The 20,629-nt window shown below is 67.1% G+C and carries 20 protein-coding genes and 1 pseudogene; 13 read left to right on the top strand and 8 right to left on the bottom strand.

The features are described 5' to 3' along the window. Window positions 1–118: 118 nt before the first annotated feature. Window positions 119–1,243, bottom strand: a complete 1,125-nt coding sequence (rlmN, locus tag AU192_RS18700; RefSeq protein WP_064398894.1) for a dual-specificity RNA methyltransferase RlmN — start codon at window positions 1,241–1,243, stop codon at window positions 119–121. Window positions 1,244–1,313: 70 nt separating this feature from the next. Here rlmN and AU192_RS18695 point away from each other — a divergent pair. Next, a pseudogene (locus tag AU192_RS18695) lies at window positions 1,314–2,250 on the top strand (DMT family transporter); the annotation flags it as partial. A 20-nt stretch (window positions 2,251–2,270) separates the two neighbouring features. On the opposite strand, the gene AU192_RS18690 reads toward AU192_RS18695, so the two are convergent. Beyond that, the gene (locus tag AU192_RS18690; RefSeq protein WP_064398791.1) at window positions 2,271–2,744 is read right to left on the bottom strand and encodes a MarR family winged helix-turn-helix transcriptional regulator; all 474 of its coding nucleotides are present in this window, start codon (window positions 2,742–2,744) and stop codon (window positions 2,271–2,273) included. Window positions 2,745–2,830: 86 nt separating this feature from the next. Between AU192_RS18690 and AU192_RS18685 the strand changes: the two genes are divergently transcribed. The 8 genes from AU192_RS18685 to AU192_RS18655 all read left to right on the top strand — a co-directional run bounded on the left by AU192_RS18685 (window position 2,831) and on the right by AU192_RS18655 (window position 12,538). Beyond that, window positions 2,831–3,889, top strand: a complete 1,059-nt coding sequence (locus AU192_RS18685; protein ID WP_064398789.1) for a glucose 1-dehydrogenase — start codon at window positions 2,831–2,833, stop codon at window positions 3,887–3,889. Window position 3,890: 1 nt separating this feature from the next. Beyond that, entirely contained in the window at window positions 3,891–4,103 is a 213-nt protein-coding gene (locus tag AU192_RS26005; protein WP_242656975.1) for a trehalase-like domain-containing protein, read from the top strand. After that, window positions 4,100–5,695 carry a glycoside hydrolase family 15 protein gene (locus tag AU192_RS18680; protein WP_242656974.1) on the top strand — a complete coding sequence of 532 codons (1,596 nt, stop codon included), beginning with the start codon at window positions 4,100–4,102 and terminating at the stop codon, window positions 5,693–5,695. Before AU192_RS26005 ends, AU192_RS18680 begins: the two co-directional genes overlap by 4 nt. A 53-nt stretch (window positions 5,696–5,748) precedes the next feature. After that, window positions 5,749–6,258: a hypothetical protein gene (locus tag AU192_RS18675; protein ID WP_133148042.1), complete on the top strand. Its 510-nt coding sequence runs from the start codon at window positions 5,749–5,751 to the stop codon at window positions 6,256–6,258. A 90-nt stretch (window positions 6,259–6,348) separates the two neighbouring features. Continuing rightward, window positions 6,349–8,145: a thiamine pyrophosphate-requiring protein gene (locus tag AU192_RS18670; protein ID WP_064398785.1), complete on the top strand. Its 1,797-nt coding sequence runs from the start codon at window positions 6,349–6,351 to the stop codon at window positions 8,143–8,145. Further along, the gene (locus AU192_RS18665; protein WP_082695058.1) at window positions 8,142–9,269 is read left to right on the top strand and encodes an enolase C-terminal domain-like protein; all 1,128 of its coding nucleotides are present in this window, start codon (window positions 8,142–8,144) and stop codon (window positions 9,267–9,269) included. The genes AU192_RS18670 and AU192_RS18665 overlap by 4 nt, the downstream gene beginning before the upstream one ends. Before the next feature lie 15 nt (window positions 9,270–9,284). Next, window positions 9,285–12,179, top strand: coding sequence for an FAD-binding and (Fe-S)-binding domain-containing protein (locus AU192_RS18660; protein ID WP_064398783.1), 2,895 nt, complete (start codon window positions 9,285–9,287; stop codon window positions 12,177–12,179). Beyond that, window positions 12,176–12,538: an ANTAR domain-containing protein gene (locus tag AU192_RS18655; RefSeq protein ID WP_064398781.1), complete on the top strand. Its 363-nt coding sequence runs from the start codon at window positions 12,176–12,178 to the stop codon at window positions 12,536–12,538. Before AU192_RS18660 ends, AU192_RS18655 begins: the two co-directional genes overlap by 4 nt. A 7-nt stretch (window positions 12,539–12,545) precedes the next feature. Here the strand turns inward: AU192_RS18655 and AU192_RS18650 are convergent, their stop codons facing one another. Beyond that, window positions 12,546–13,541 (bottom strand): LLM class flavin-dependent oxidoreductase, encoded by a 996-nt coding sequence (locus AU192_RS18650; RefSeq protein ID WP_064398779.1) that lies wholly within the window; start codon window positions 13,539–13,541, stop codon window positions 12,546–12,548. 36 nt (window positions 13,542–13,577) lie between these two features. Next, window positions 13,578–14,126 carry a methyltransferase family protein gene (locus AU192_RS18645; RefSeq protein ID WP_064398778.1) on the bottom strand — a complete coding sequence of 183 codons (549 nt, stop codon included), beginning with the start codon at window positions 14,124–14,126 and terminating at the stop codon, window positions 13,578–13,580. Between the two features lie 93 nt (window positions 14,127–14,219). Here AU192_RS18645 and AU192_RS18640 point away from each other — a divergent pair, with 93 nt between their 5' ends. Further along, entirely contained in the window at window positions 14,220–14,813 is a 594-nt protein-coding gene (locus AU192_RS18640) for a TetR/AcrR family transcriptional regulator (protein ID WP_064398775.1), read from the top strand. Here the strand turns inward: AU192_RS18640 and AU192_RS18635 are convergent. The 4 genes from AU192_RS18635 to AU192_RS18620 all read right to left on the bottom strand — a co-directional run bounded on the left by AU192_RS18635 (window position 14,810) and on the right by AU192_RS18620 (window position 17,895). Next, entirely contained in the window at window positions 14,810–15,688 is an 879-nt protein-coding gene (locus tag AU192_RS18635; protein WP_064398773.1) for a phosphatidate cytidylyltransferase, read from the bottom strand. The two genes, AU192_RS18640 and AU192_RS18635, sit on opposite strands and share 4 nt — an antisense overlap. Further along, window positions 15,688–16,245 (bottom strand): ribosome recycling factor, encoded by a 558-nt coding sequence (gene frr / locus AU192_RS18630; protein ID WP_064398771.1) that lies wholly within the window; start codon window positions 16,243–16,245, stop codon window positions 15,688–15,690. Before frr ends, AU192_RS18635 begins: the two co-directional genes overlap by 1 nt. 73 nt (window positions 16,246–16,318) lie before the next feature. Continuing rightward, window positions 16,319–17,020, bottom strand: coding sequence for a UMP kinase (gene pyrH, locus AU192_RS18625; protein WP_064398889.1), 702 nt, complete (start codon window positions 17,018–17,020; stop codon window positions 16,319–16,321). Window positions 17,021–17,217: 197 nt separating this feature from the next. Next, on the bottom strand, window positions 17,218–17,895 hold the full coding sequence (locus tag AU192_RS18620; protein WP_064398769.1) for a class I SAM-dependent methyltransferase: 678 nt from the start codon (window positions 17,893–17,895) through the stop codon (window positions 17,218–17,220). A gap of 36 nt (window positions 17,896–17,931) precedes the next feature. Between AU192_RS18620 and AU192_RS18615 the strand changes: the two genes are divergently transcribed. The 3 genes from AU192_RS18615 (at window position 17,932) to AU192_RS18605 (ending at window position 20,623) form a co-directional block, all read left to right on the top strand. Beyond that, window positions 17,932–18,366, top strand: a complete 435-nt coding sequence (locus tag AU192_RS18615) for a MarR family winged helix-turn-helix transcriptional regulator (protein ID WP_064398766.1) — start codon at window positions 17,932–17,934, stop codon at window positions 18,364–18,366. 105 nt (window positions 18,367–18,471) lie between these two features. Further along, complete coding sequence (locus AU192_RS18610; protein WP_064398765.1) at window positions 18,472–19,449, top strand: arginase family protein; 978 nt, start codon at window positions 18,472–18,474, stop codon at window positions 19,447–19,449. Between the two features lie 52 nt (window positions 19,450–19,501). Beyond that, window positions 19,502–20,623: a glycerate kinase gene (locus tag AU192_RS18605; protein WP_064398763.1), complete on the top strand. Its 1,122-nt coding sequence runs from the start codon at window positions 19,502–19,504 to the stop codon at window positions 20,621–20,623. The last annotated feature ends 6 nt before the right edge of the window (window positions 20,624–20,629 follow it).

The raw sequence follows: 20,629 nt of genomic DNA, 5'->3' as shown, positions 1-20,629 counted from the left end.
GAGGCAAGAGGTGGAAGCGGCACAACAACACTCCTCAATCAAAACGAGTGCTGTTGCATCGACCCCCTGAACCGAAGCGAGCGAAACCCGCCATTACGTCGGTCTCGAGGCGAAGAACTCAGCTTTGGGCCGCCAACTGCCCACAGGCCGCGGCGATTTCGCGCCCTCGCGTGTCGCGCACAGTGCAAGACACGCCGCGCTCGCGGACACGCCGGACGAACTCGCGTTCGGCCGGTTTGGGGCTGGCATCCCACTCGCTGCCGGGTGTCGGATTCAGCGGGATGACGTTGACGTGCGCGAGCGGGCCCAGCGCGCCGTGCAGCCGCTTGCCCAAAAGGTCTGCGCGCCAAGGCTGGTCGTTCACGTCGCGGATCAGCGCGTACTCGATCGACACCCGCCGGCCGGTCACGTCGGCGTAGTAGCGCGCGGCGTCGAGCGCCTCCGACACCTTCCACCGGTTGTTCACCGGCACGAGGGTGTCGCGCAGTTCGTCGTCCGGGGCGTGCAGTGACAACGCCAGCGTGATCCCGAGCCGTTCGTCGGCGAGCTTGCGGATCGCGGGCGCTAAGCCGACCGTCGACACCGTGACCGACCGGGCCGAGATCCCGAAACCGTTGGGGGCGGGGGCCACGATCCGTCGCACCGCGGCCAGCACCCGGTTGTAGTTCGCGAGCGGCTCCCCCATGCCCATGAACACGATGTTGGACAGCCGCCCGCCTCGTGCCGCAGGCGCGATGCCGTCACCGTCGCGGTCACGCAGTTCCACCGCGGCGGCACGTACCTGTTCAAGGATCTCGGCCGTCGACAGGTTGCGCTTGAGCCCGCCCTGACCCGTCGCGCAGAACGGACAAGCCATTCCGCACCCGGCCTGCGACGAGATGCAAACGGTGTTGCGTTGGGGGTAGCGCATCAGCACCGACTCGAATGTGGTGCCGTCGACCGCACGCCACAGCATCTTGCGCGTCTCGCCCGCATCGGTCTCGATCTCGCGCACCGCGTCGAGCAGCGTCGGGAACAGCGCGTCGGCGACCTGTTCACGCACGCCGACGGGCAGATCGGTCATCTGGCGCGGATCGGCGATCAACCGCCCGTAGTACTGATTGGCCAGCTGTTTGGCGCGAAATGCCGGTAGACCGAGTTCCGCCACGGCCGCGGCCCTACCAGTCTCGTCGAGGTCGGCGAAATGCCGCGGCGGCATCGCGCGGCGCGGCGGATCGAAGACGAGAGGCAAGGAGGTGGGCATGTGCTCGACCCAGTATCCCACTTCCGGCGACCCAGAAATTAATTCGCCAACGGTGGCGTTGGTCGCCACCATGGGAGCCGTGCCCCGCCCGACCATGCCGCTGCGCGCCGCGGCGCCGCTGACGTTCTTCTATGCGTTGGGCTATCCCGTTGGCGCGCTGGCTGTTTCGGTGATGTCACCGATGGCGGTGCTGGTGTTCAGGTTCGGTCTGGCCGCTGCCATTCTGTCGGGGTGGGCCGCGGCCGCACGCGTGACGTGGCCCACAGGACGCACGCTGGTGCATGTGCTCATCAGTGGGTTGCTCGCACAGGGCGTGCTGTTCTCGTGCCTGTACTGGGCGCTGCTGCACGGCGCGCCCGCGGTACTGGGCGCCGTGATCATTTCGATGAATCCGGTGGTCACCGCGGTGTTGGCGGCGATGTTCCTCGGCGAAGGCATGACGCTGGCCCGGGTGGGCGCATTGGTGTTGGGCGTCGCGGCGGTACTGGCGGCGTGCGCGGGACGGTTGATCGCGGTCGGCGGCGTCGACGCGGCGGTGCTGTTGATCCTGGTGTCCCTGTTCGCGGTGGCCGCCGGCGGCGTCTACCAGCAGAAGTTCTGCACAGGCGTCGATTTCCGGGCGACGGCCGCGCTGCAGAACGCCGCGTGCGTGCTGCCCGTCGTCGTGCTGGCCGCCGTCACCCCGTGGTCGGTGACCGATCCGTGGAAAGCGGCGGGGACGGTCGCGGCGGTGGTGCTCTTGAACGCCGTGCTGTCGATGACGCTGTACGTGCGCGGGATCAACGAATACGGCGCCGCGACCGTCGCGATGCTGTTCACGGTCATACCCGCGGTCGCCGGCCTGCTGTCGTGGCTGATGCTCGGCCAGCGGCCCGACGTCGGGGTCGCGATCGGCCTGGCCGTCGGCGCCGCGGCCTGCTGGCTCAACGCCACCGATGCGCGGCGGCGTCGTCAGCGTTCGGCCGCCTCGCGGACGGTCAGCGTTCGACACAGCGGCCCCGCGACGTCGACTCCCGCCGGCTGAACCTCAGATGAGGGCGTGCCGGTGCTCCTCCTGTGGTTCACCGGCGACCGTGGCGAACGCGTCGAGCGCCGTGGCCAACGCATCGCGTTGGGTCGGCGACATCTCCCGCAGGATCCGGCGGATCGCGATGCGGCGGTGATGAACGACGCGATCGATCAGCGCCTGCCCGTCCGGGGTGAGCGTCAACGCGATGTTGCGCCGGTCGGCGGGGTCGTCCCGGCGGTCGACCATGCCGATCTTGAGCAGCCGATCGCAGATCCGGCTGGCGTTTGACGCGCTCACCTGCAGGCCCGCCGCCACCGCCGCGAGATTGACCGCCCCGCGGGTCGCGATCATCATCATCACCCGCAGCTGAGGCACGGTCACCAGGTCATCGACGGTCGAGATCGATGCTGCCGTGATGCCGACGAGAGCCCGTGACGCCCTCATCACCGACTCCACCTGCTCGTTCGTCACCCCAGTGCCGCGACCGGCCATCTTTCCTCATTCCATGTTCGGGAATATTTATCGAACCGCAATTATTCTTGGTTTGCAATTACTGCACACCGGCAAGTCTTGGTTTCATGCAGGCATTGACGGTACGGCCGGGCAAGGCGGACACGCTCGCCGTAGACGACGTCGACGAACCCAGTCCCGGCCCGGACGAACTACTGGTAGACGGCCTGGCCATCGGTGTATGCGGGACCGACAAAGAGATCGCGGGCGGACAGTACGGCTGGGCGCCCCACGGCCGGGACACGTTGGTGATCGGACACGAATCCCTGGGCCGGGTGGCGACCGCGCCGCCCGGCGCATCGTTCTCACCCGGCGACCTGGTGGTCGGCGTGGTGCGCAGGCCCGACCCAGTGCCGTGCCGGGCCTGCGCCCACGGCGAGTTCGACATGTGCCGCAACGGTCGCTACACCGAACGCGGGATCAAGGAGATGGACGGCTACGGCAGCCAAAGATGGTGCGTGAAAACCGATTACGCGATGCGCATCGACGACGACCTGCGCGACGTCGGGATGCTGATGGAGCCCACCACGGTGGTGGCCAAGGCATGGGAGCAGGTTCGGCGGGTGGGCCAACGAGCCTACTTCGAACCCGAACGGGCACTGATCACCGGCGCGGGCCCGATCGGACTACTGGCGGCCCTGCTGTCCGTGCAGTCCGGACTCGACACCCACATCCTCGACCGCGTCACCGACGGACCCAAACCCGCAATCGCCGAGGCTCTCGGTGCGACCTACCACCACGACGACATCGACGACGTCGCATCCCGGCTGCAACCCGACGTCGTCATCGAGGCGACCGGCGCCGGACCGGTCGTCTTCGGAGCCATCGCGAACACCTCGGCGTACGGCGTCGTCTGCCTGACTGGAGTCTCCCCGGCCGGGCGACGCCTCAAGATCGACGCGGGCGCCATCAACCGCGAGTTGGTGCTGGAGAACGACGCGGTCGTCGGATCGGTGAACGCCAACCTGCGCCATTACCGGCAGGCCGCAGACGCATTGGCCAAGGCCGACAAGAACTGGCTGGCAAGCCTCATCACCCGGCGGGTGCCGCTGCACCGCGCCGCCGACGCCTTCACGGCCCAACCCGACGACGTGAAGGTGGTCATCACCCTCGACGACGCGAGCTGACATGGCCGAGATCGAGGACTACGCGCTGATCGGGGATCTGCAGACCGCAGCCCTCGTGGATCGCAGCGGAGCCATCGACTGGTTGTGCCTCCCGCACTTCGACTCACCGGCCTGCTTCGCGGCTCTGCTCGGCGGGGCCGAGGCAGGCACCTGGCTGATGGCGCCGACGGGCAGCGGGCCTGCCACGCGACGGCACTACCGCGACGACGCATGATCCTCGAAACAGAATGGGACACCGCGGACGGAAGCGTTCGTCTGATCGATTTCATGCCACCGCGCGGCGTGGCCGCCGACGTCGTCCGCATCGTCGAGGGCGTGCGCGGCACCGTTCCGATGGCGATGACCCTGTGCCTGCGCTTCGACTACGGCCACGTGGTGCCCTGGGTACGACGCCGCGACGGAGGCCTGTCGGCGATTGCGGGGCCGGATGCGGTGTGGCTGCGCACACCCGTCCCCACACACGGGCGGGACCTGACGACGGTCGCGGAGTTCACCGTCACCGAGGGGCAGCGCATACCGTTCGTGCTCACCCACCAGCTCTCTCATCTGCCGGCACCGCAACCGGTCGACGCCGAGCAGGCGCTGGCAGAGACCGAACGCTGGTGGAGCGCGTGGATGGCGCAATGCAGCTACACCGGATCTTGGCAACCTGAGGTGCGCCGGGCGTTGATGCTGCTCAAGGCCCTGACTTTCGCTCCCACCGGCGGCATCCTCGCCGCGGCCACCACGTCATTGCCCGAACAACTCGGCGGGCCGCGCAATTGGGATTACCGCTACTGCTGGCTGCGCGACGCCACCTTCACCCTGCAGGCGCTGCTCGGTACGGGTTTCGTCGACGAGGCGCGCGCGTGGCGCGAATGGCTGGTGCGCGCGGTGGCCGGCGACCCCGCCGATCTGCAGATCATGTACGGCGCCGACGGACGGCGACGGCTACCCGAGTTCGAACTCCCCTGGCTGGCCGGTTACCAGAACTCGAGCCCGGTGCGGGTGGGCAACGCCGCCGCGGCCCAGCTCCAACTCGACGTGTGGGGCGAGGTGCTCGACGGGTTGCACCTGGCCAGGGACAGCGGGCTGCCGACCGACGACACCGCCTGGGACGTCCAGCGCGCACTTCTGGATTTTCTCGAAGGCAATTGGCAGCGGTGCGACTACAGCCTCTGGGAGATCCGGGGTCCTGCACGTCATTTCGTGCATTCGAAGGTGATGGCGTGGGCCGGTGTCGATCGTGCGGTACGCACCGTGGAGAACCATCAGCTCGAGGGCCCGCTGTCACGGTGGCGAGCCCTGCGCGACGAGATCCATGCCGACGTCTGCGAACACGGATACAACGCGCAGCGCGGTTACTTCACTCAGTCCTACGGCTCCGACCACCTCGACGCAGCGCTGTTGCTGCTCCCGCGTGTCGGCTTCCTGCCCTACGACGACCCACGCATCGTCGGCACCGTCGAAGCGGTGCAGAAGGAACTCTGCTGTGACGGGCTGCTTTTGCGCTACCTCCCCGAACGAAGCGACGACGGCCTCCCGGGCGGTGAAGGCGCCTTCCTGGCGTGCAGCTTCTGGCTCGTCGACGCGCTGTGCGGTATCGGCCGCCCCGACGAAGCCACCGCGCTCTTCGAGCGGCTTCTGAAACTCCGCAACGACGTCGGACTGCTCAGCGAGGAGTACGACCCGAAAGCAGGTCGCCAGCTGGGCAACACACCACAGGCCTTCAGCCTCGTGGGTCTGATCAACAGCGCCCGACAACTCAGCGGGCACCACACCATGACGTCCTCACAACAGCATCCCCACTCGACGGCACGACAGTGAAGGGAGACGACAATGCCGCCACCCCATGCACCTCCGCGTCGCGACTGCCGACGATGACCGCTCCGCGCACGCAGCTGGTCGAGGTCAGCCTGAACCGGTCGCGGTATCGCAGCGGCCGGTGGTTGCTCGTCGCCGAGGGGCTGGCATGCGTCGCCCTCGGAGGCGCCGCCGCAATAGGACACCTCGACCGCGAATCTCGTTCGGAGACCGGGATATCCGCATTCGGCTTGCACATTTCGCCCGTCGAAAGCGTCGTCCTGGCGGTGTTCGGGGTGCTGGCCGTGGTGGCGGCGTTACGACGCGGCACGGCGGTGGCTCTGAGCGCGATCGGTGTCGTCGGCGGCATGACGATGGTGATCGTCACCTCCGTGGCGGCCGTACACCACGCCGACGGACCGATGGGGTTCGAGTTCGGCGACATCCTGCTCTCCGGTCTGCTCGGCGCCTTCAACCTCGCCCTGCTGATGTGGCTGTGTTCGGACGCCGTGGAGGGGAAGGTCTGGCGATACCGACGCAGACCCGCGACGACCGGGGCGAGGCGCCGGCGCCGGAGACTCAATTGATTCTCAGGAAGCAATAGTTGCTGTCCAGCAAATGAAAGCGTAGGACGGAGATAACGCCCCGTCCACGGATCCAACCGAGAAGGAGCAGTTATGCCCGACCAAACCGTTGCCGACTACCTGCTCGAACGGTTACGCGCCTGGGGTGTGCGCCATGTGTTCGCATATCCGGGCGACGGGATCAACGCGACCCTTGCCGCCTGGGCCCGCGCCGGCGACGAGCCGCAGTTCGTCCAGTCCCGCCACGAGGAGATGAGCGCCTTCGAAGCAGTCGGCTACGCCAAGTTCGGCGGCGCGAAATTCGGCGTCTGCATGGCGACGTCCGGCCCCGGGGCGGTACATCTGCTCAACGGCCTCTACGACGCCAAGCTCGACCACGTGCCGGTGGTGGCCATCGTCGGGCAGACCAATCGCAGCGCGATGGGCGGTTCCTACCAACAGGAGATCGACCTACTGAGCCTCTACAAGGACGTTGCCTCCGACTATGTGCAGATGGTGACCGTGCCCGAGCAGCTTCCCAACGTCCTGGACCGGGCGATCCGCACCGCGGTGGCGAGGCGGTGCCCCACGGCCCTGATCATCCCGGCCGATGTGCAGGAACTCCCCTACAGCCCACCGCAACACGCCTTCAAAATGGTGCCGTCGAGTCTGGGGGTCGACTGGCCGGCGGTCACCCCAGACGACGCGGGAATCGCGCGGGCCGCCGAGATCCTCAATGCCGGAACGAAGGTCGCGATGCTGGTCGGCAACGGCGCCCGCGGCGCGCAGGCCGAACTGGCCGAGACCGCTGAGCTGCTCGGCGCCGGAGCCGCCAAGGCCCTGCTGGGCAAGGATGTGCTGCCCGACGAACTGCCGTGGGTGACCGGGGCCATCGGCCTGCTGGGTACTCGGCCCAGCTACGAGTTGATGCGTGACTGCGACACGCTGCTCACCATTGGTTCGAGCTTTCCCTACACCCAGTTCCTTCCCGACTTCGGACAGACCCGCAGCGTGCAGATCGACATCGATCCGACGATGATCGGAATGCGCTACCCCTACGACGTGAACCTCGTCGCCGACGCGAAATCCGCCCTGCGAAGCCTCATCCCGCATCTGCAGCACAAATCCGACAGGTCGTGGCGGTCCACGATCGAATCGAACGTCAACCGCTGGTGGGAGACCATGGCCAAGGAAGCGGCCGTCAAAACCGACGGCGTGAACCCGCTACGCCTGTTCTCCGAACTCTCCGCACAGCTCCCCGGCAACGCGATCGTCACCGCCGATTCCGGATCCGCCGCCAACTGGTATGCGCGGCAACTGCGCTTCGGGCCCGGCGTGCGCGGTTCGTTGTCCGGAACGCTGGCGACCATGGGTCCGGGTGTTCCCTACGCCATCGGCGCCAAGTTCGCCCATCCCGACCGGCCGGTCATCGCGCTCGTCGGCGACGGCGCCATGCAGATGAACGGACTGGCAGAGCTCATCACGATCAAGCACTACCACCAGCAGTGGAGAGACCGCCGCCTGATCGTGGCGGTGCTGCACAACAACGACCTCAACCAGGTGACCTGGGAGATGCGCGCGATGAACGGATCGCCGAAATTCGCGGCATCACAGACGCTTCCGGATGTCGACTACGCGGCCTTCGCCGCCGGCCTCGGCCTCGAGGCGCACACCGTGCGCGACCCCGACGGGCTCGCAGACGCCTGGCGTTCGGCGCTCTCGGCCGACCGGCCGACCGTGCTCGACGTGCACACCGACCCCAACATGCCGCCCATCCCGCCGCACGCCACGTTCGAACAAGCCAAGGCCACCGCCACCGCGGTGCTCAAGGGTGACGAGGACAGTCGCGGCTTCATCAAGCAGGGCCTCAAGACCAAGATGCAAGAGTTCATGCCGCACGCACGCTCATGATCACCGACGACGCCGTCCGTACCGTGATTCCCGCTGTGACCGTCGATGCGCTGCGCGTTGCGGCGTACCGCATCCCCACCGACACGCCGGAGGCCGACGGGACCCTGGCCTGGGACCACACCACGCTGGTGGTGGTCACCGCCGACTGCGGCGACATCACCGGTACGGGCTGGACGTACGGACACCCGGCCTGCACCGACGTCATCACGCGTAGCCTCGCCAGTCATGTCCTGGGGCGGGATGCGCTCGACGTCGCGGCCACGTTCGACGCCATGGCCAAAGCTGTGCGCAACATCGGGCGCAGCGGTGTTGCGGGACAGGCGCTTTCCGCGGTCGACGTGGCGCTGTGGGACCTCAAGGCCCGAGTCCTTGGCATCCCGCTGCACCGACTACTCGGCGCCGTCCGCGACAGCGTTCCCGTCTACGGGAGTGGCGGGTTCACCACGTATGGCCCCCACCAGATGCGGGACCAACTGCTCGGCTGGGTGCGTGATCACGGCATCACCCGCGTGAAGATCAAGATCGGCCAGTCGTGGGGCACCCGCACGAGGCGCGACGTATCGCGGATGCGTCAGGCCCGGGCCGCGATCGGCGATGAGATCGCACTGATGGTCGACGCCAACGGCGGCTATACCGCCAAACAAGCCGCGCGGTTGATGTCCGAAGTCGCCGACCTCGAGATCACCTGGCTGGAAGAGCCGGTCTCATCCGATGACGTCTCAGGCCTGCGTGCCGTGCGCGATGCGGTCGACGCCGATGTCACCGCGGGCGAGTACGGCCATCGGCTGGCCGATTTCGTACCGTTGTGTTCCGCGGTCGACTGCCTGCAGATCGACGCGTCGCGGTGCGGCGGAATCACCGAATGGCAGCGGGTGGCCGCACTCGCCGCCGCGCACCACCTCGAAGTGTCGGCGCACTGCGCGCCGTGGCTGCACGCCGCGGTCGGCGCGGCAACACCCAATCTGCGACACCTCGAGTGGTTTCACGACCACGCCCGTATCGAGACCCGCTACTTCGACGGCGCCACGTCGCCGATCGACGGGGCGATCCGCCCCGACCCGGCCAGCCCGGGACACGGCCTGACCGTACGCAGTGCGGACCTCGAGCCCTACCGCGTCAGCTGAAAGCGATACCGCCACATGAGCCCTTCCTCACTGCTCTATTCCACGCTCGCCGCCGAGTTGGACCGCCGCGTCGCCGGTGAGGTCCGATTCGACCCCGGCTCGCGGGCGGCTTACTCCACCGACGCCTCGAACTACCGTCAGGTTCCCATCGGCGTCGTCGTGCCGCATACGCCTGACGATGCGGTCGAGGCCATCGCGGTGTGCCGCGACAACGACATTCCCGTCCTGTCGCGAGGTGGCGGCACCAGCTTGGCGGGTCAGTGCTGCAATGCCGCCGTCGTGCTCGACTGGAGCAAGTACTGCACCCGTATCCGCGCCATCGATGTCGACAGGGGCACGGCGGTGGTCGAACCCGGCATCAAGCTCGACGTTCTCAATGACAACCTCGCGGACACCGGATGGATGGTGGGCCCGAAACCGTCCACACATGTCAGTTGCACCATCGGCGGGATGATCGGCAACAACTCGTGCGGCTCGACCGCGCAGGCGTACGGAAAGATGGTCGACTCGGTTCGCGCCCTTCAGATTTTGACCTACGACGGCATTCAACGTTGGGTCGGTCCGACCGACGACCGCGACATCGACCGGATCATCGCCTCGGGAGGACGGCTCGCCGAGATCTACGGTGGGCTGCGGTCGGTCGTCACCGAGTTCGGGGACGACATTCGCAGCCGCTACCCCCACATACCACGGCGGGTGTCGGGATACAACCTCGACAGCCTGTTGCCCGACAACGGCTTTGACCTGGCGAAGGCATTGGTCGGAAGCGAGAGCACGCTCGTCACCGTGCTGTGCGCCGAGATCGACCTGGTTCGCCGCCCCGCCGGGAGCGCGTTGGCGATACTCGGCTTCGACGACATCGCCACCGCCGCCGACGCCGTGCCGGCCGTGCTCGAGCACGAACCCGCGGCGCTGGAAGGCCTTGATCAACGGCTGGTCGAACTCGAGCATTCACGGCGGTTGGCCGAGCAGGCCCTCAATCAGCTTCCCCGCGGCGGCGGTTGGCTCATGGTGCAAGTGGACGGAGAAGATCAGGATCAGGCCGACCACCGCGCCAAGACGATGATCGAGGCCGTGCAGGCCGCGGCCGACTGTGACGCCAGGATCGTCAGCGATCCGGTACACAAGAAGCAGGTGTGGGCGGCCCGGGAAGCCGGACTGGGCGCGACGGCCTATCCCCCGGTCGGCCCCGAAACGCACGAGGGATGGGAGGATGCGGCGGTCCCGCCGCACCGGTTGGGTGATTACCTGCGCGACTTTCATTCCCTGCTCGATCGCTACGGCTATGGAACATCGTCGCTCTACGGGCATTTCGGTCAAGGTTGCGTGCACACCCGGATCCCGTTCGACCTGCGCACCTCCGACGGCATCGCCGCATACCGCCGGTTCGCCCACGACGCCGCCCACCTCGTCGTCGATTACGGCGGGTCGCTGTCCGGGGAACACGGCGACGGTCAGTCACGCGGCGAACTGTTGCCGATCATGTTCGGCCACCGCGTCGTTCGGGCGTTCGAGAAGACCAAGGCACTCTTCGATCCCGACAACCGGATGAATCCGGGAAAGGTCGTCAACCCATACCGTCTCGATGACAACCTGCGGTTCGGTACCGGTTATCTACCGATCGAGCCGGCGACGGCGTTCGCCTACGCCGATGACGGGCACCGCTTCTCGCATGCGGCGGCGCGGTGCGTCGGCGTAGGGAAGTGCCGCGGTGACGAGTCCGGAGTGATGTGTCCTAGCTATCGCGCCACCGGGGAGGAGCACCATTCGACCCGCGGGCGGGCGCGGCTGCTGTTCGAGATGCTGCAGCAAGACGTCATCACCGACTGCTGGGCGTCGACTGAGATCCGCGACGCCCTCGATCTGTGCCTGGCGTGCAAGGGCTGCCTGAGCGACTGCCCGGTCAACGTCGACATGGCAACGTACAAGGCGGAGTTCCTTTTTCACCACTACCGTCGTCGCCTGCGTCCCATGGCCCACTACACCATGGGATGGATACCGCTGTGGGCCCGGATAGCCACGGGCGCACCGCGGGCCGTCAACGCCCTGACACACACACCGCGCCTGGGCGGGGCGATCAAGGTCCTCGGCGGCATCGACTCGCATCGAGACCTCCCGCGGTTCGCGGCGCGACGGTTCACCCGATGGTGGCGCGATCAGCCGCTGCTGACCGAAGGCCGCGAGTCGGTCATCCTGTTCGCGGATACCTTCACCAACAACTTCGATCCGGACATCGGCCGCGACGCTGTCGAGGTGCTCCGATCGGCCGGCTTCAGCGTCACCGTTCCCAGCAACACGCTCTGTTGTGGGCTCACGTGGATCTCGACCGGCCAGCTCAGTGTCGCGAAAAAGGTTCTCGGAAGGACGATGCGGGCCCTACGGCCCGCGCTGCGTACCGGTACCCCGATCGTCGTGCTCGAGCCCAGTTGTGCGGCGGTGTTCCGCTCCGATGCGACGAACCTGTTGCATGGCAACGAGGATGCACACCGACTCGCCGCGCAGACGTACACGATCGGTGAACTTCTGCACCTCAGGGCGGACGACTGGGACCCGCCGCGGATCGGCGGCAACGCCGTCGTGCAGCCGCACTGTCACCAGCACGCGGTGCTGCACTACGCCCACGAGAAGGCGGTTCTCGAGGACGCCGGTGTCGACGCCCGAGTGCTCGATGCCGGATGCTGCGGTCTCGCAGGTAATTTCGGCTTCCAACGCGGGCATCACGACGTATCGGTGGCGTGCGCCGAGGACAAACTGTTACCCGCATTACGCGAAGCGGACCCCGAGACGATGGTGCTCGCCGACGGATTCAGCTGCCGAACGCAGTTCCGCGACCTGATGGAGAACCGCACCCCGCGTCACACCGCTTCCGTCCTCGCCGAGGCCCTACGAGATCGAAAGGAGAAACAATGACCCTCACCTTGTCCGACGACGATCGGGCCACCCGACCGACGGCCGCTGCGCCGGTCACTGAGGCCGAACGCCTGCGGGTGCAAATCGCTCAGCTGCAGGACAAGCTCACCGGCCTGCCCGTGATCGAACAGGCCAAAGGGATGCTGATGCAGACGTTCGGCCTCAGTGGCGAGCAGGCGTTCGACCTCCTTCGCGTGCTCTCTCAGGTGAGCAACGTCCGGGTCCGTCAGGTTGCGGGGTGCGTCGTCGAGATCTGGACCCGGTGTGGGCCGCGGCCCGATTTCGACGCCGCGACCGAATTCCTGGTGACGGTGCGGGAGGGGCTGCGCGCGACCGCCGGGCCTGCGGGCGGGAAGTGAACCCGCCTCAGCGCGCGGTCGCCTCGCCGATGGCGGACATCATGCGGGCCAACTCCCCGGCGACGTCGGGTCCGGCCGGCTGATACACCAGTTCGGTGACGCCGCCGGCGGCATACTCGCTCACCCGCGCACGCAATTGCTCCGGGGTTCCGCTGAAGGTGAACTGCGGCAGGAGATCTGCGGCCAGCCCGACCGCTTCCTCGTCGACCTTCGTCAACCGCACCAGGTGGCCCTCGTGTGTGACGAGATGTCGTTCGGCGGGTGGGATCGCCTCGATCGCCGACACCCATTCGCGCCCGCCCGGGAATTCGGCCAGCGCCTCGGCGCCCATCCGTTCGTACATCGCGTGGAACACCACCGCGAGACCGTGTCCGGCCCGGTTCAACACGTTCGGGCTGGCGAGGTCTTCACCGTCGTCGAGGACGGTGCCGAACTGCAGCAGGGCGTAGGGCCGGCCCGCGGCGGCCGGGTTGGGCACCCCGGCGGCGAAGACGCCGTCACCGACGCGTTCGGCGACGGCCGTACCCTTCGGGCCGTCGGCGCCGATCAGGACTTCGACGTCCACCGGCCGGTCGGCGACGAATCCGTCGGTGTGCAGCATCCGGATCGCTGCCCCGTCCCATTGGACGGTCTCCCCGCGCAGCAGGCCCAGCAGGGTCGTGACGTACTCCTCGACGTACGCCCAGCGCAGGGGTTTCTTCCCGAGCGTGTAGCGGCCGGTGAAGCCGGAGCCGACCGCGACCGCGACGCGCCCGGGCGCGAGGGCCGCCAGGTTGGCGAGCGCCGCGGCGTTGGTCATCGGGTGACGCAGGCTCGGCACCAGCACACCCGGGCCGAGCCCGATCCTCGAGGTGCGCTGCGCCGCCAGTGCCAGCGCGACCCAGACATCGGAGGTGATGGCCGGCGAGTCGTAGAGCCATGCCCGGTGATAGCCGAGGCGTTCGGCTTCGACGACGAGGTCGGGTGAATCGAGGTTGGTGACGAGCGCGCACGACAGCTTCACGCTCGGCACGCTATCGCGCTGAGCTGGCCGAAAGGGTCAAGATGACGGTGACGGCTGCGGCTGCCACGCCGTGACGCGCGGCAGCCATCGCGGCACGTTGCGCCGGTAGGTCAGGTACTCCTCACCGAAGCGCTCGGCCAGATGCGGCTCCTCCCACAGCTGGATGGCGATCGTGAGCATCACGAAAAAGGTTGCGGCCCAGAGCAACAGCCATCCCGACGCCGCGATCGCCGCCTCACCGAGCAGGATTGCGACGACCCCGCTGATCATCGGGTTGCGGACATGCCGATACGGCCCGTGCACGACCAGGTTGATCGGCTGACCCATCACGTCGTTGATGCCGAGCGTGCCCTTGCCCAGTCGGTCGAACAGATACACGGTCCACAGCAGCATCCCCACGCCGCCGGTGACCAGCAGGCACCCGACGATCAGCATGCCGATGGTCAACGGCGAGTCGTAGTCCGGCAGTCGAATGTCGGCCCAACTCACGATCAAGGCCGGGATGAACACCGTCATCGTCACGGGTGCAACGAGAAACGACAGCGCGTGGCGCCACCACAGCCGACGGTCACGTGTCTCGGTCATCGGATCCTCCTTCTTTTCATCAACAGACGTTGAAGAATCAACGCTACGCCGCCCGGTCACTTACATCAACACATGTTGAAGTATTCTGGGCCGGTGACGGAGAAGAAGCGCGCGGGCCGCTGGCGCACCGGCCAGGAGAGCAAACAGCGCATCGTCGACGCGGCGAGGAAGACCTTCATGCGCGACGGTTACGAGCGCGCCACCGTGCGCCGGATCGCCGCCGATGCGGGTGTCGACGTCGCGATGGTGTATTACTTCTTCGGCAACAAGGAGGGGCTGTTCGGCGCCTCCGTGCTCACCGGGCCGCAGCACCCGCTGTTCCAGCTGGATGCGCTCCTCGACGACGGCACCGACGACGTGGGCCGTCGGCTGGTGCGTGGCTTCCTCGAGCGGTGGGATGAAGGTGGCGCGTTCGAACCACTGTTGACGTTGTGGCGGTCGGCGGCGATACAACCCATGGCGCGCAAGGTGTTACACGACGCGCTCGCCGGCCCGATGGCCGAGCGGGTCGCCGCAGAGTTCAACGTCGACGATGCCGAGCTACGGGTGGAACTCGCGGCCAGCCATCTCATGGGGCTGGCATTCGCGCGCTACCAACTCAAGATCGAGCCGATGGCTTCCACGTCGGTCGACGACCTGGTGGCGTTCGTCGGCCCGACGGTCGAGCGCTATCTGACCGCGGTTTAGGCCAGCAGGGTCAGGACGATCCAGCCCGCCACGGCCGACGGAAGCATGGCGTCGATGCGGTCCATGATGCCGCCGTGCCCGGGCAGCAGCGTGCCCATGTCCTTGATTCCGAGGTCGCGTTTGACCTGCGACTCGACCAGATCGCCGAGCACTCCGGTGATCACGAGCATGAGCCCGAGCGGCACACCGACCCAGGCCGGCTTGTCGAGCAGGAACGTCACCGACACCACTGCGGCGCCGATGCCGAACACCATCGAACCGCCCAGCCCCTCCCACGACTTCTTGGGGCTGATCGCCGGGGCCATCAGATGCTTGCCGAACAGGACTCCGGCCACATAGCCGCCGATGTCGGCGAACACCACGGTCGCGATCACCGTGAACACCCTGCCGCCGCCGTGGTCCTGGAAGATCAGCAGCGCGCTGAAGCTGGCGAACAACGGCACCCACGTCGACAGCAGCACCGCGGCGGCGATGTCGCGCAGGTAGTTGACCGGTTGGTGGCGCAGGCCGTGCCCGACCAGTCGCCACACCATGCAGACGACGACCGTCCCGCCGTACGCCCCGAGCACCCCGGCCGGCCCGAACGGCCAGCTCAACCAGATCATCGCCTGGCCGCCGAGCAGCAGCGGAATCGCCGGAAGGTCGTATCCGGCCTCGCGCAACCGGCGGATCACCTCATGGGTGGCGATCGGGATGAACACCGCCAGCACCGGCAGCCATCCGATCGGCCAGAAGAGCAGGATGCCGATCGCCATGGCGCCGAGCAGGACGCCGACTCCGATGGCGGCGGGCAGGTCGCGGCCCGCCCTCGACTTCTTCTTGGGCGGTTCGTCGACCGGCGTCTCTGCCACGGGAACCTTCTGCTGTTCGGTCACTAGACCTCCAGCAGCTCGCCTTCTTTGTGCTTGACCAGCTCGTCGATCTGGTGGGTGTAGGTGGCGGTGGACTTGTCGAGGTCCTTCTCCGCGCGCGACACCTCGTCCTCGCCCGCTTCGCCGTCCTTTTTGATGCGGTGCAGCTCCTCCATCGCCTTGCGGCGAATGTTGCGGACCGCGACCTTGGCGTCCTCGCCCTTGGCCTTGGCCTGCTTGACCAGGTCGCGGCGACGCTCCTCGGTCAGCTGCGGGATCGCCACGCGGATGACGTTGCCGTCGTTGGTCGGGTTCACACCGAGGTCGGAGTTGCGGATCGCATCCTCGATGTTGCGCAGCTGGCCCGCCTCGTAGGGCTTGATCACCACCATCCGCGCTTCGGGCACGTTGATGCTCGACAGCTGGGTGATCGGTGTCGGCGACCCGTAGTAGTCGACGTTGACACGCGAGAACATGCCGGGATTGGCGCGGCCGGTGCGGATCGACGACAGGTCATCGCGCGCGACCGACACCGCCTTCTCCATCTTCTCCTCGGCATCGAAGAGGGTTTCGTCGATCACGGTCCTTCTCCTTCGTCTGTGCGCGTCGGTCACCGGTCTGGAGTGCGCACCTTCGCTGCGGGGCGCGGGCGTGTCAGGTGGTGACCAGTGTTCCGATCTTCTCACCCGCGACCGCCCGGGCGATATTGCCGTCGGTGAGCAGGTTGAACACCAGGATCGGCATGCCGTTGTCCATACACAGGCTGAACGCGGTGGCGTCGGCGACCTTCAGGCCGCGGTCGATGACTTCGCGGTGGCTGATCGCGGTGAGCAGCTCGGCGTCGGGGTTCTGGCGCGGGTCGGCGGTGAAGACGCCGTCGACGGCCTTGGCCATCAGCACCACCTCGGCGCCGATCTCGAGCGCGCGCTGGGCGGCGGTGGTGTCGGTGGAGAAATACGGCAGCCCCATGCCCGCTCCGAAGATGACGACGCGGCCCTTCTCGAGGTGCCGCACGGCGCGCAGCGGAATGTACGGTTCGGCGACCTGACCCATCGTGATCGCGGTCTGTACCCGGGTCGCGATGCCTTCCTTCTCCAGGAAGTCCTGCAGCGCCAGGCTGTTCATGACGGTGCCGAGCATCCCCATGTAGTCGCTGCGGGTGCGCTCCATACCGCGCTGCTGCAATTGCGCACCGCGGAAGAAATTGCCGCCGCCGATGACCACGGCCATTTGCACGCCGCTGCGGACCACTTCGGCGATCTGACGCGCCACCAGGTGGACGACGTCGGGATCGAGGCCCACTTCCCCGCCACCGAACATCTCGCCGCCCAGCTTGAGCAGTACGCGGTTGTACATGGGACGGATGGAACCTGCGGCGGCTCCGTTGGGTTTGCTCGCATCCGGAGCCGCTCCGGTGGCGACTTCGGAGTTCGGAACTGCCTGACCGGCGACGTTGGGATCCGCCATCCGACTCCTTACGGGTCCTCGCTGAGATCCCTTCATCCTGCCTCATGGCGGACGTCAGGGCGGCCAGTGGGTCGCGACTCGCCGGGTCAGTCGGGCAGGTGGGCGCTCAGCAGCCAGGCGGGCACGGATTTGCGGCCTTTGGGCTCGTCGCGGATGTCGAGCGCCGGGAAGAACTCCTCGAATCCGTCCGGGAAGACGCCGTGGATGCGCGCCGGCCTGATCTCGTCGATCGTCCAGTACTTGGAGACGACGTCACGCAGCTCGTCTTCGGTTACGGGGTTGGCCGGACCGTTGGGCATGCCGGCCCTGTCGAACACCAACACGAAGTAGGAGGCGCCGGGTGCGGCGGCCCGCACGATCGAACGCTGATAGCCGTCGCGCAGTTCCACGGGCATCGAGTGGAACAGCGTCGAGTCGACGATCGTGCCGAACCGGCCGTCGTAGCCCGAGAAGTCGCTGATATCGGCGACCTCGAAGGTGGCGTTGGTCAGTCGGCGCTTGGCGGCCTCCTGTTTGGCGAGTTCGATCGCGGTGGGCGATTGGTCCAGACCCACCGTGGTATAGCCCCGTTCGGCGAGGTGGATCGCCAGCGCGGCCTCCCCGCACCCCGCGTCGAGCACATCGCCGTGGAATCTGCCCTCTTCTATCAGAGGCATGAGCTCCGGCTGCGGCTCACCGATGCTCCACGGCGGCTTGCCGCCACTCATCTCGGGCATCTCGCCCTTGTATGCGTTCTCGAACAGCTCACCCATTGGTTCGGTCATCCATCGTTGATATCAATGTGGTTGATATATGTCAATATGGTTGACATGAATGGACCGCTCGAGGATCAGCCGCTGGGTTTGCTCCTGTCCCGGGTTGCCAAGGCGCTGCGCAGCGAGGTCACTGCGACGGTGCTCGAACCGCTGGGCGTGGCGTTCCCCCAATACCTGTGCATGCGGATCCTTTCCCAGCACGAGGGACGGTCCAATGCGGAACTGGCCCGCGACTTCAACGTCTCGCCGCAGGCGATGAACATGGTGCTGCGCGGCCTCGAGGACCGCGGGCTCGTCTCCCGTCCCGCGAGCGTGTCGTCGGGACGGTCGCTGCCCGCCCAACTCACCCGCGAGGGCCGGGAGTTGTTGAAACGCACCGATTCCGGAGTCCGCGCGGCCGAACGCAAGTTGATGGCGAATCTGACACAGCGCCAACAGCGGGAGTTCAAGCAGATCCTCGCGGCGCTCGGGACCGACTAGAACCAATCGCCGTTAATAACGCTCACGATAATTTTTGCGAGAACCCAGGTCGGCCCCGCCCGCCACGGCTAAGCTTGCACGGCCCGCGAGGAGAGGATCGCGCACATGAGCTTCACTCCCAGCGCCGAAGAGGCAGTGCATCTGCTCGAAGGTTACTTCTACTGGAGCGGATTCCCGAAGTTGCTGGGCTGTGAGATCGAAACAGACTTCACCAAGGCCGACATCGCGTTGGTGGGGCTACCTTTGGCGGTCAATCCGGTCGAACGGACCCAGTACCTCGGCCCCCGCGCCGTCCGCCACCGATCGCAGGCCTACCACCGCGGTCACCGCGAGTTCGGCATCAATCCCTTCGAGCTGGCCCGGATCCGCGACTTCGGGGACGTGCCGATTCCCACACCGACGTTGGCCGACCAAGCGGTCCTCGACATCGAAATGTTCTACGCGCGAATGGATGCCGCCGGAGTTCTTCCGTTCACGATCGGTGGGGACCACGCATGCACGCTGCCGGTCCTGCGGGCCATCGCCGGCCCGAACTCGCGGCGCAAGGGACCGATCGGCATCATCCATTTCGACTCGCACACCGACACATACGGTGATTCGGCGGGTGTGCATTGCCACGCCGGTAACGGCTTCCGAATCGGCAACGAAGAGGGCTTGATCGATGCGTCCCGTTACGTGCACGTCGGCCTCAACGGCCCAATGGTGCATCCGAACATGGACGACTATTCGAAGGACGCCGGTTACCGGTTGCTGTCCCTCGACGAAATCGAGGAGATCGGAATAGCCGCTGCAACGCAGGTGATTCGCGACGTGGTGGGAGACGGACCGGTCTACGTGACAGTGGATCTGGATGTGCTGACACTGAGCGATGCGCCTGCGGTGGCCGACCCGGAGGCCGGTGGATTGACGATGCGGGAGATGCAGAAGATTCTGCGCAGTTTCCGCGGCATGGACATCGTCGGCGGCGACGTGGTGTGCTTCGTGCCCCACCTCGATCCATCGCAGATCACGGCGTTGCACATCAGCGCGATCATGCACGAGATCGTGACGGTGATGGCCGAGGGCGTGGCCAAGAAACGATAGCGCCGTCTCGCGGTGGCAGCAAAGCCGGCAGTGTGGTCAACTGTGGCCACCGATGAAGATAGTTCTGGCACCTGACTCGTTCAAGGAATCGATGACCGCGTCCGAAGCGGTCGCCGCGATGAGGGCCGGTGTCACCGAGGTGCTGCCCGACGCCGAGGTCGTCGGCGTGCCGATGGCCGACGGCGGCGAGGGCACCGTCGACGCGGTGGTCGACGCGTTGCACGGTGAGCACGTCGAGGTGCAGGTGTCCGACGCGCTGGGCCGCACCGTCACCGCACGGTACGGCTACGTGCCGCTGCGCCAGTTGGCGGTCATCGAGATGGCGACAGCGGCGGGACTCGAACTCGTCGCACCGCACGAACGAGACATCCTGCGCGCCAGCACGTTCGGCGTGGGTGAGCTGATCACGTCCGCCCTCGACCGCGGCGCCGAGGATGTCCTGATTGGCCTGGGCGGGTCGGCCACCAACGACGGCGGAACGGGCATGCTCACCGCACTGGGCGTGAAGTTCCTCGATGCCGACGGCCTGCCGCTAAGTCCTGGTGGCGCCGATCTGGAACGCCTCGAGCGCATCGACCCGCGCGGGATGGATCCGCGCCTGCGCGACGTGCGGATCCGGGTGGCCTCCGACGTCACCGCGCCTCTGCTGGGTCCGGACGGCGCCACTGCGGTGTTCGGTCCGCAGAAGGGCGCCGGTGCAGACGACATGCCGCGACTCGAGGCGGGGCTGTCCCGACTGGCCGCGGTCGCCTCGGCGACGTTCGGCGCCACCCAACCCCAGCGGCCGGGCGCGGGCGCGGCCGGCGGTATGGGTTTCGCGCTTGTCGAATTCCTCGGTGCGACAAGCAGACCCGGCGTTGACGAGGTGGCCGAAACGGTCGGTCTCGAGCGGGCGCTGCGGGGCGCGGACTGGGTGTTCACCGGCGAGGGCAGCGTCGATGCGCAGACGGTCATGGGTAAGACGCCGTTCGGCGTGGCCCAAGCGGCCGTACGCGCCGGGGCGCGGGTGGTCATCCTCGCAGGCCGGGTCGCCCCTGACGCCGCCGTGCTGCTGGATCACGGCGTCGAACGACTCGTCGCGATCACCGCCGAAGGCACGCCGATCGAGCGGGCACTCCGTGAGGGCGCACAGTCGCTCACCCGCGCCACCGCCGAGGTGTGCCGCTCGCTGTAGCGCGGC

The sequence above is a fragment of the Mycobacterium lehmannii genome, assembly GCF_001499925.1.
Lineage (GTDB): Bacteria > Actinomycetota > Actinomycetes > Mycobacteriales > Mycobacteriaceae > Mycobacterium > Mycobacterium lehmannii.
This window is presented reverse-complemented; position numbering and strand designations above follow the sequence as displayed.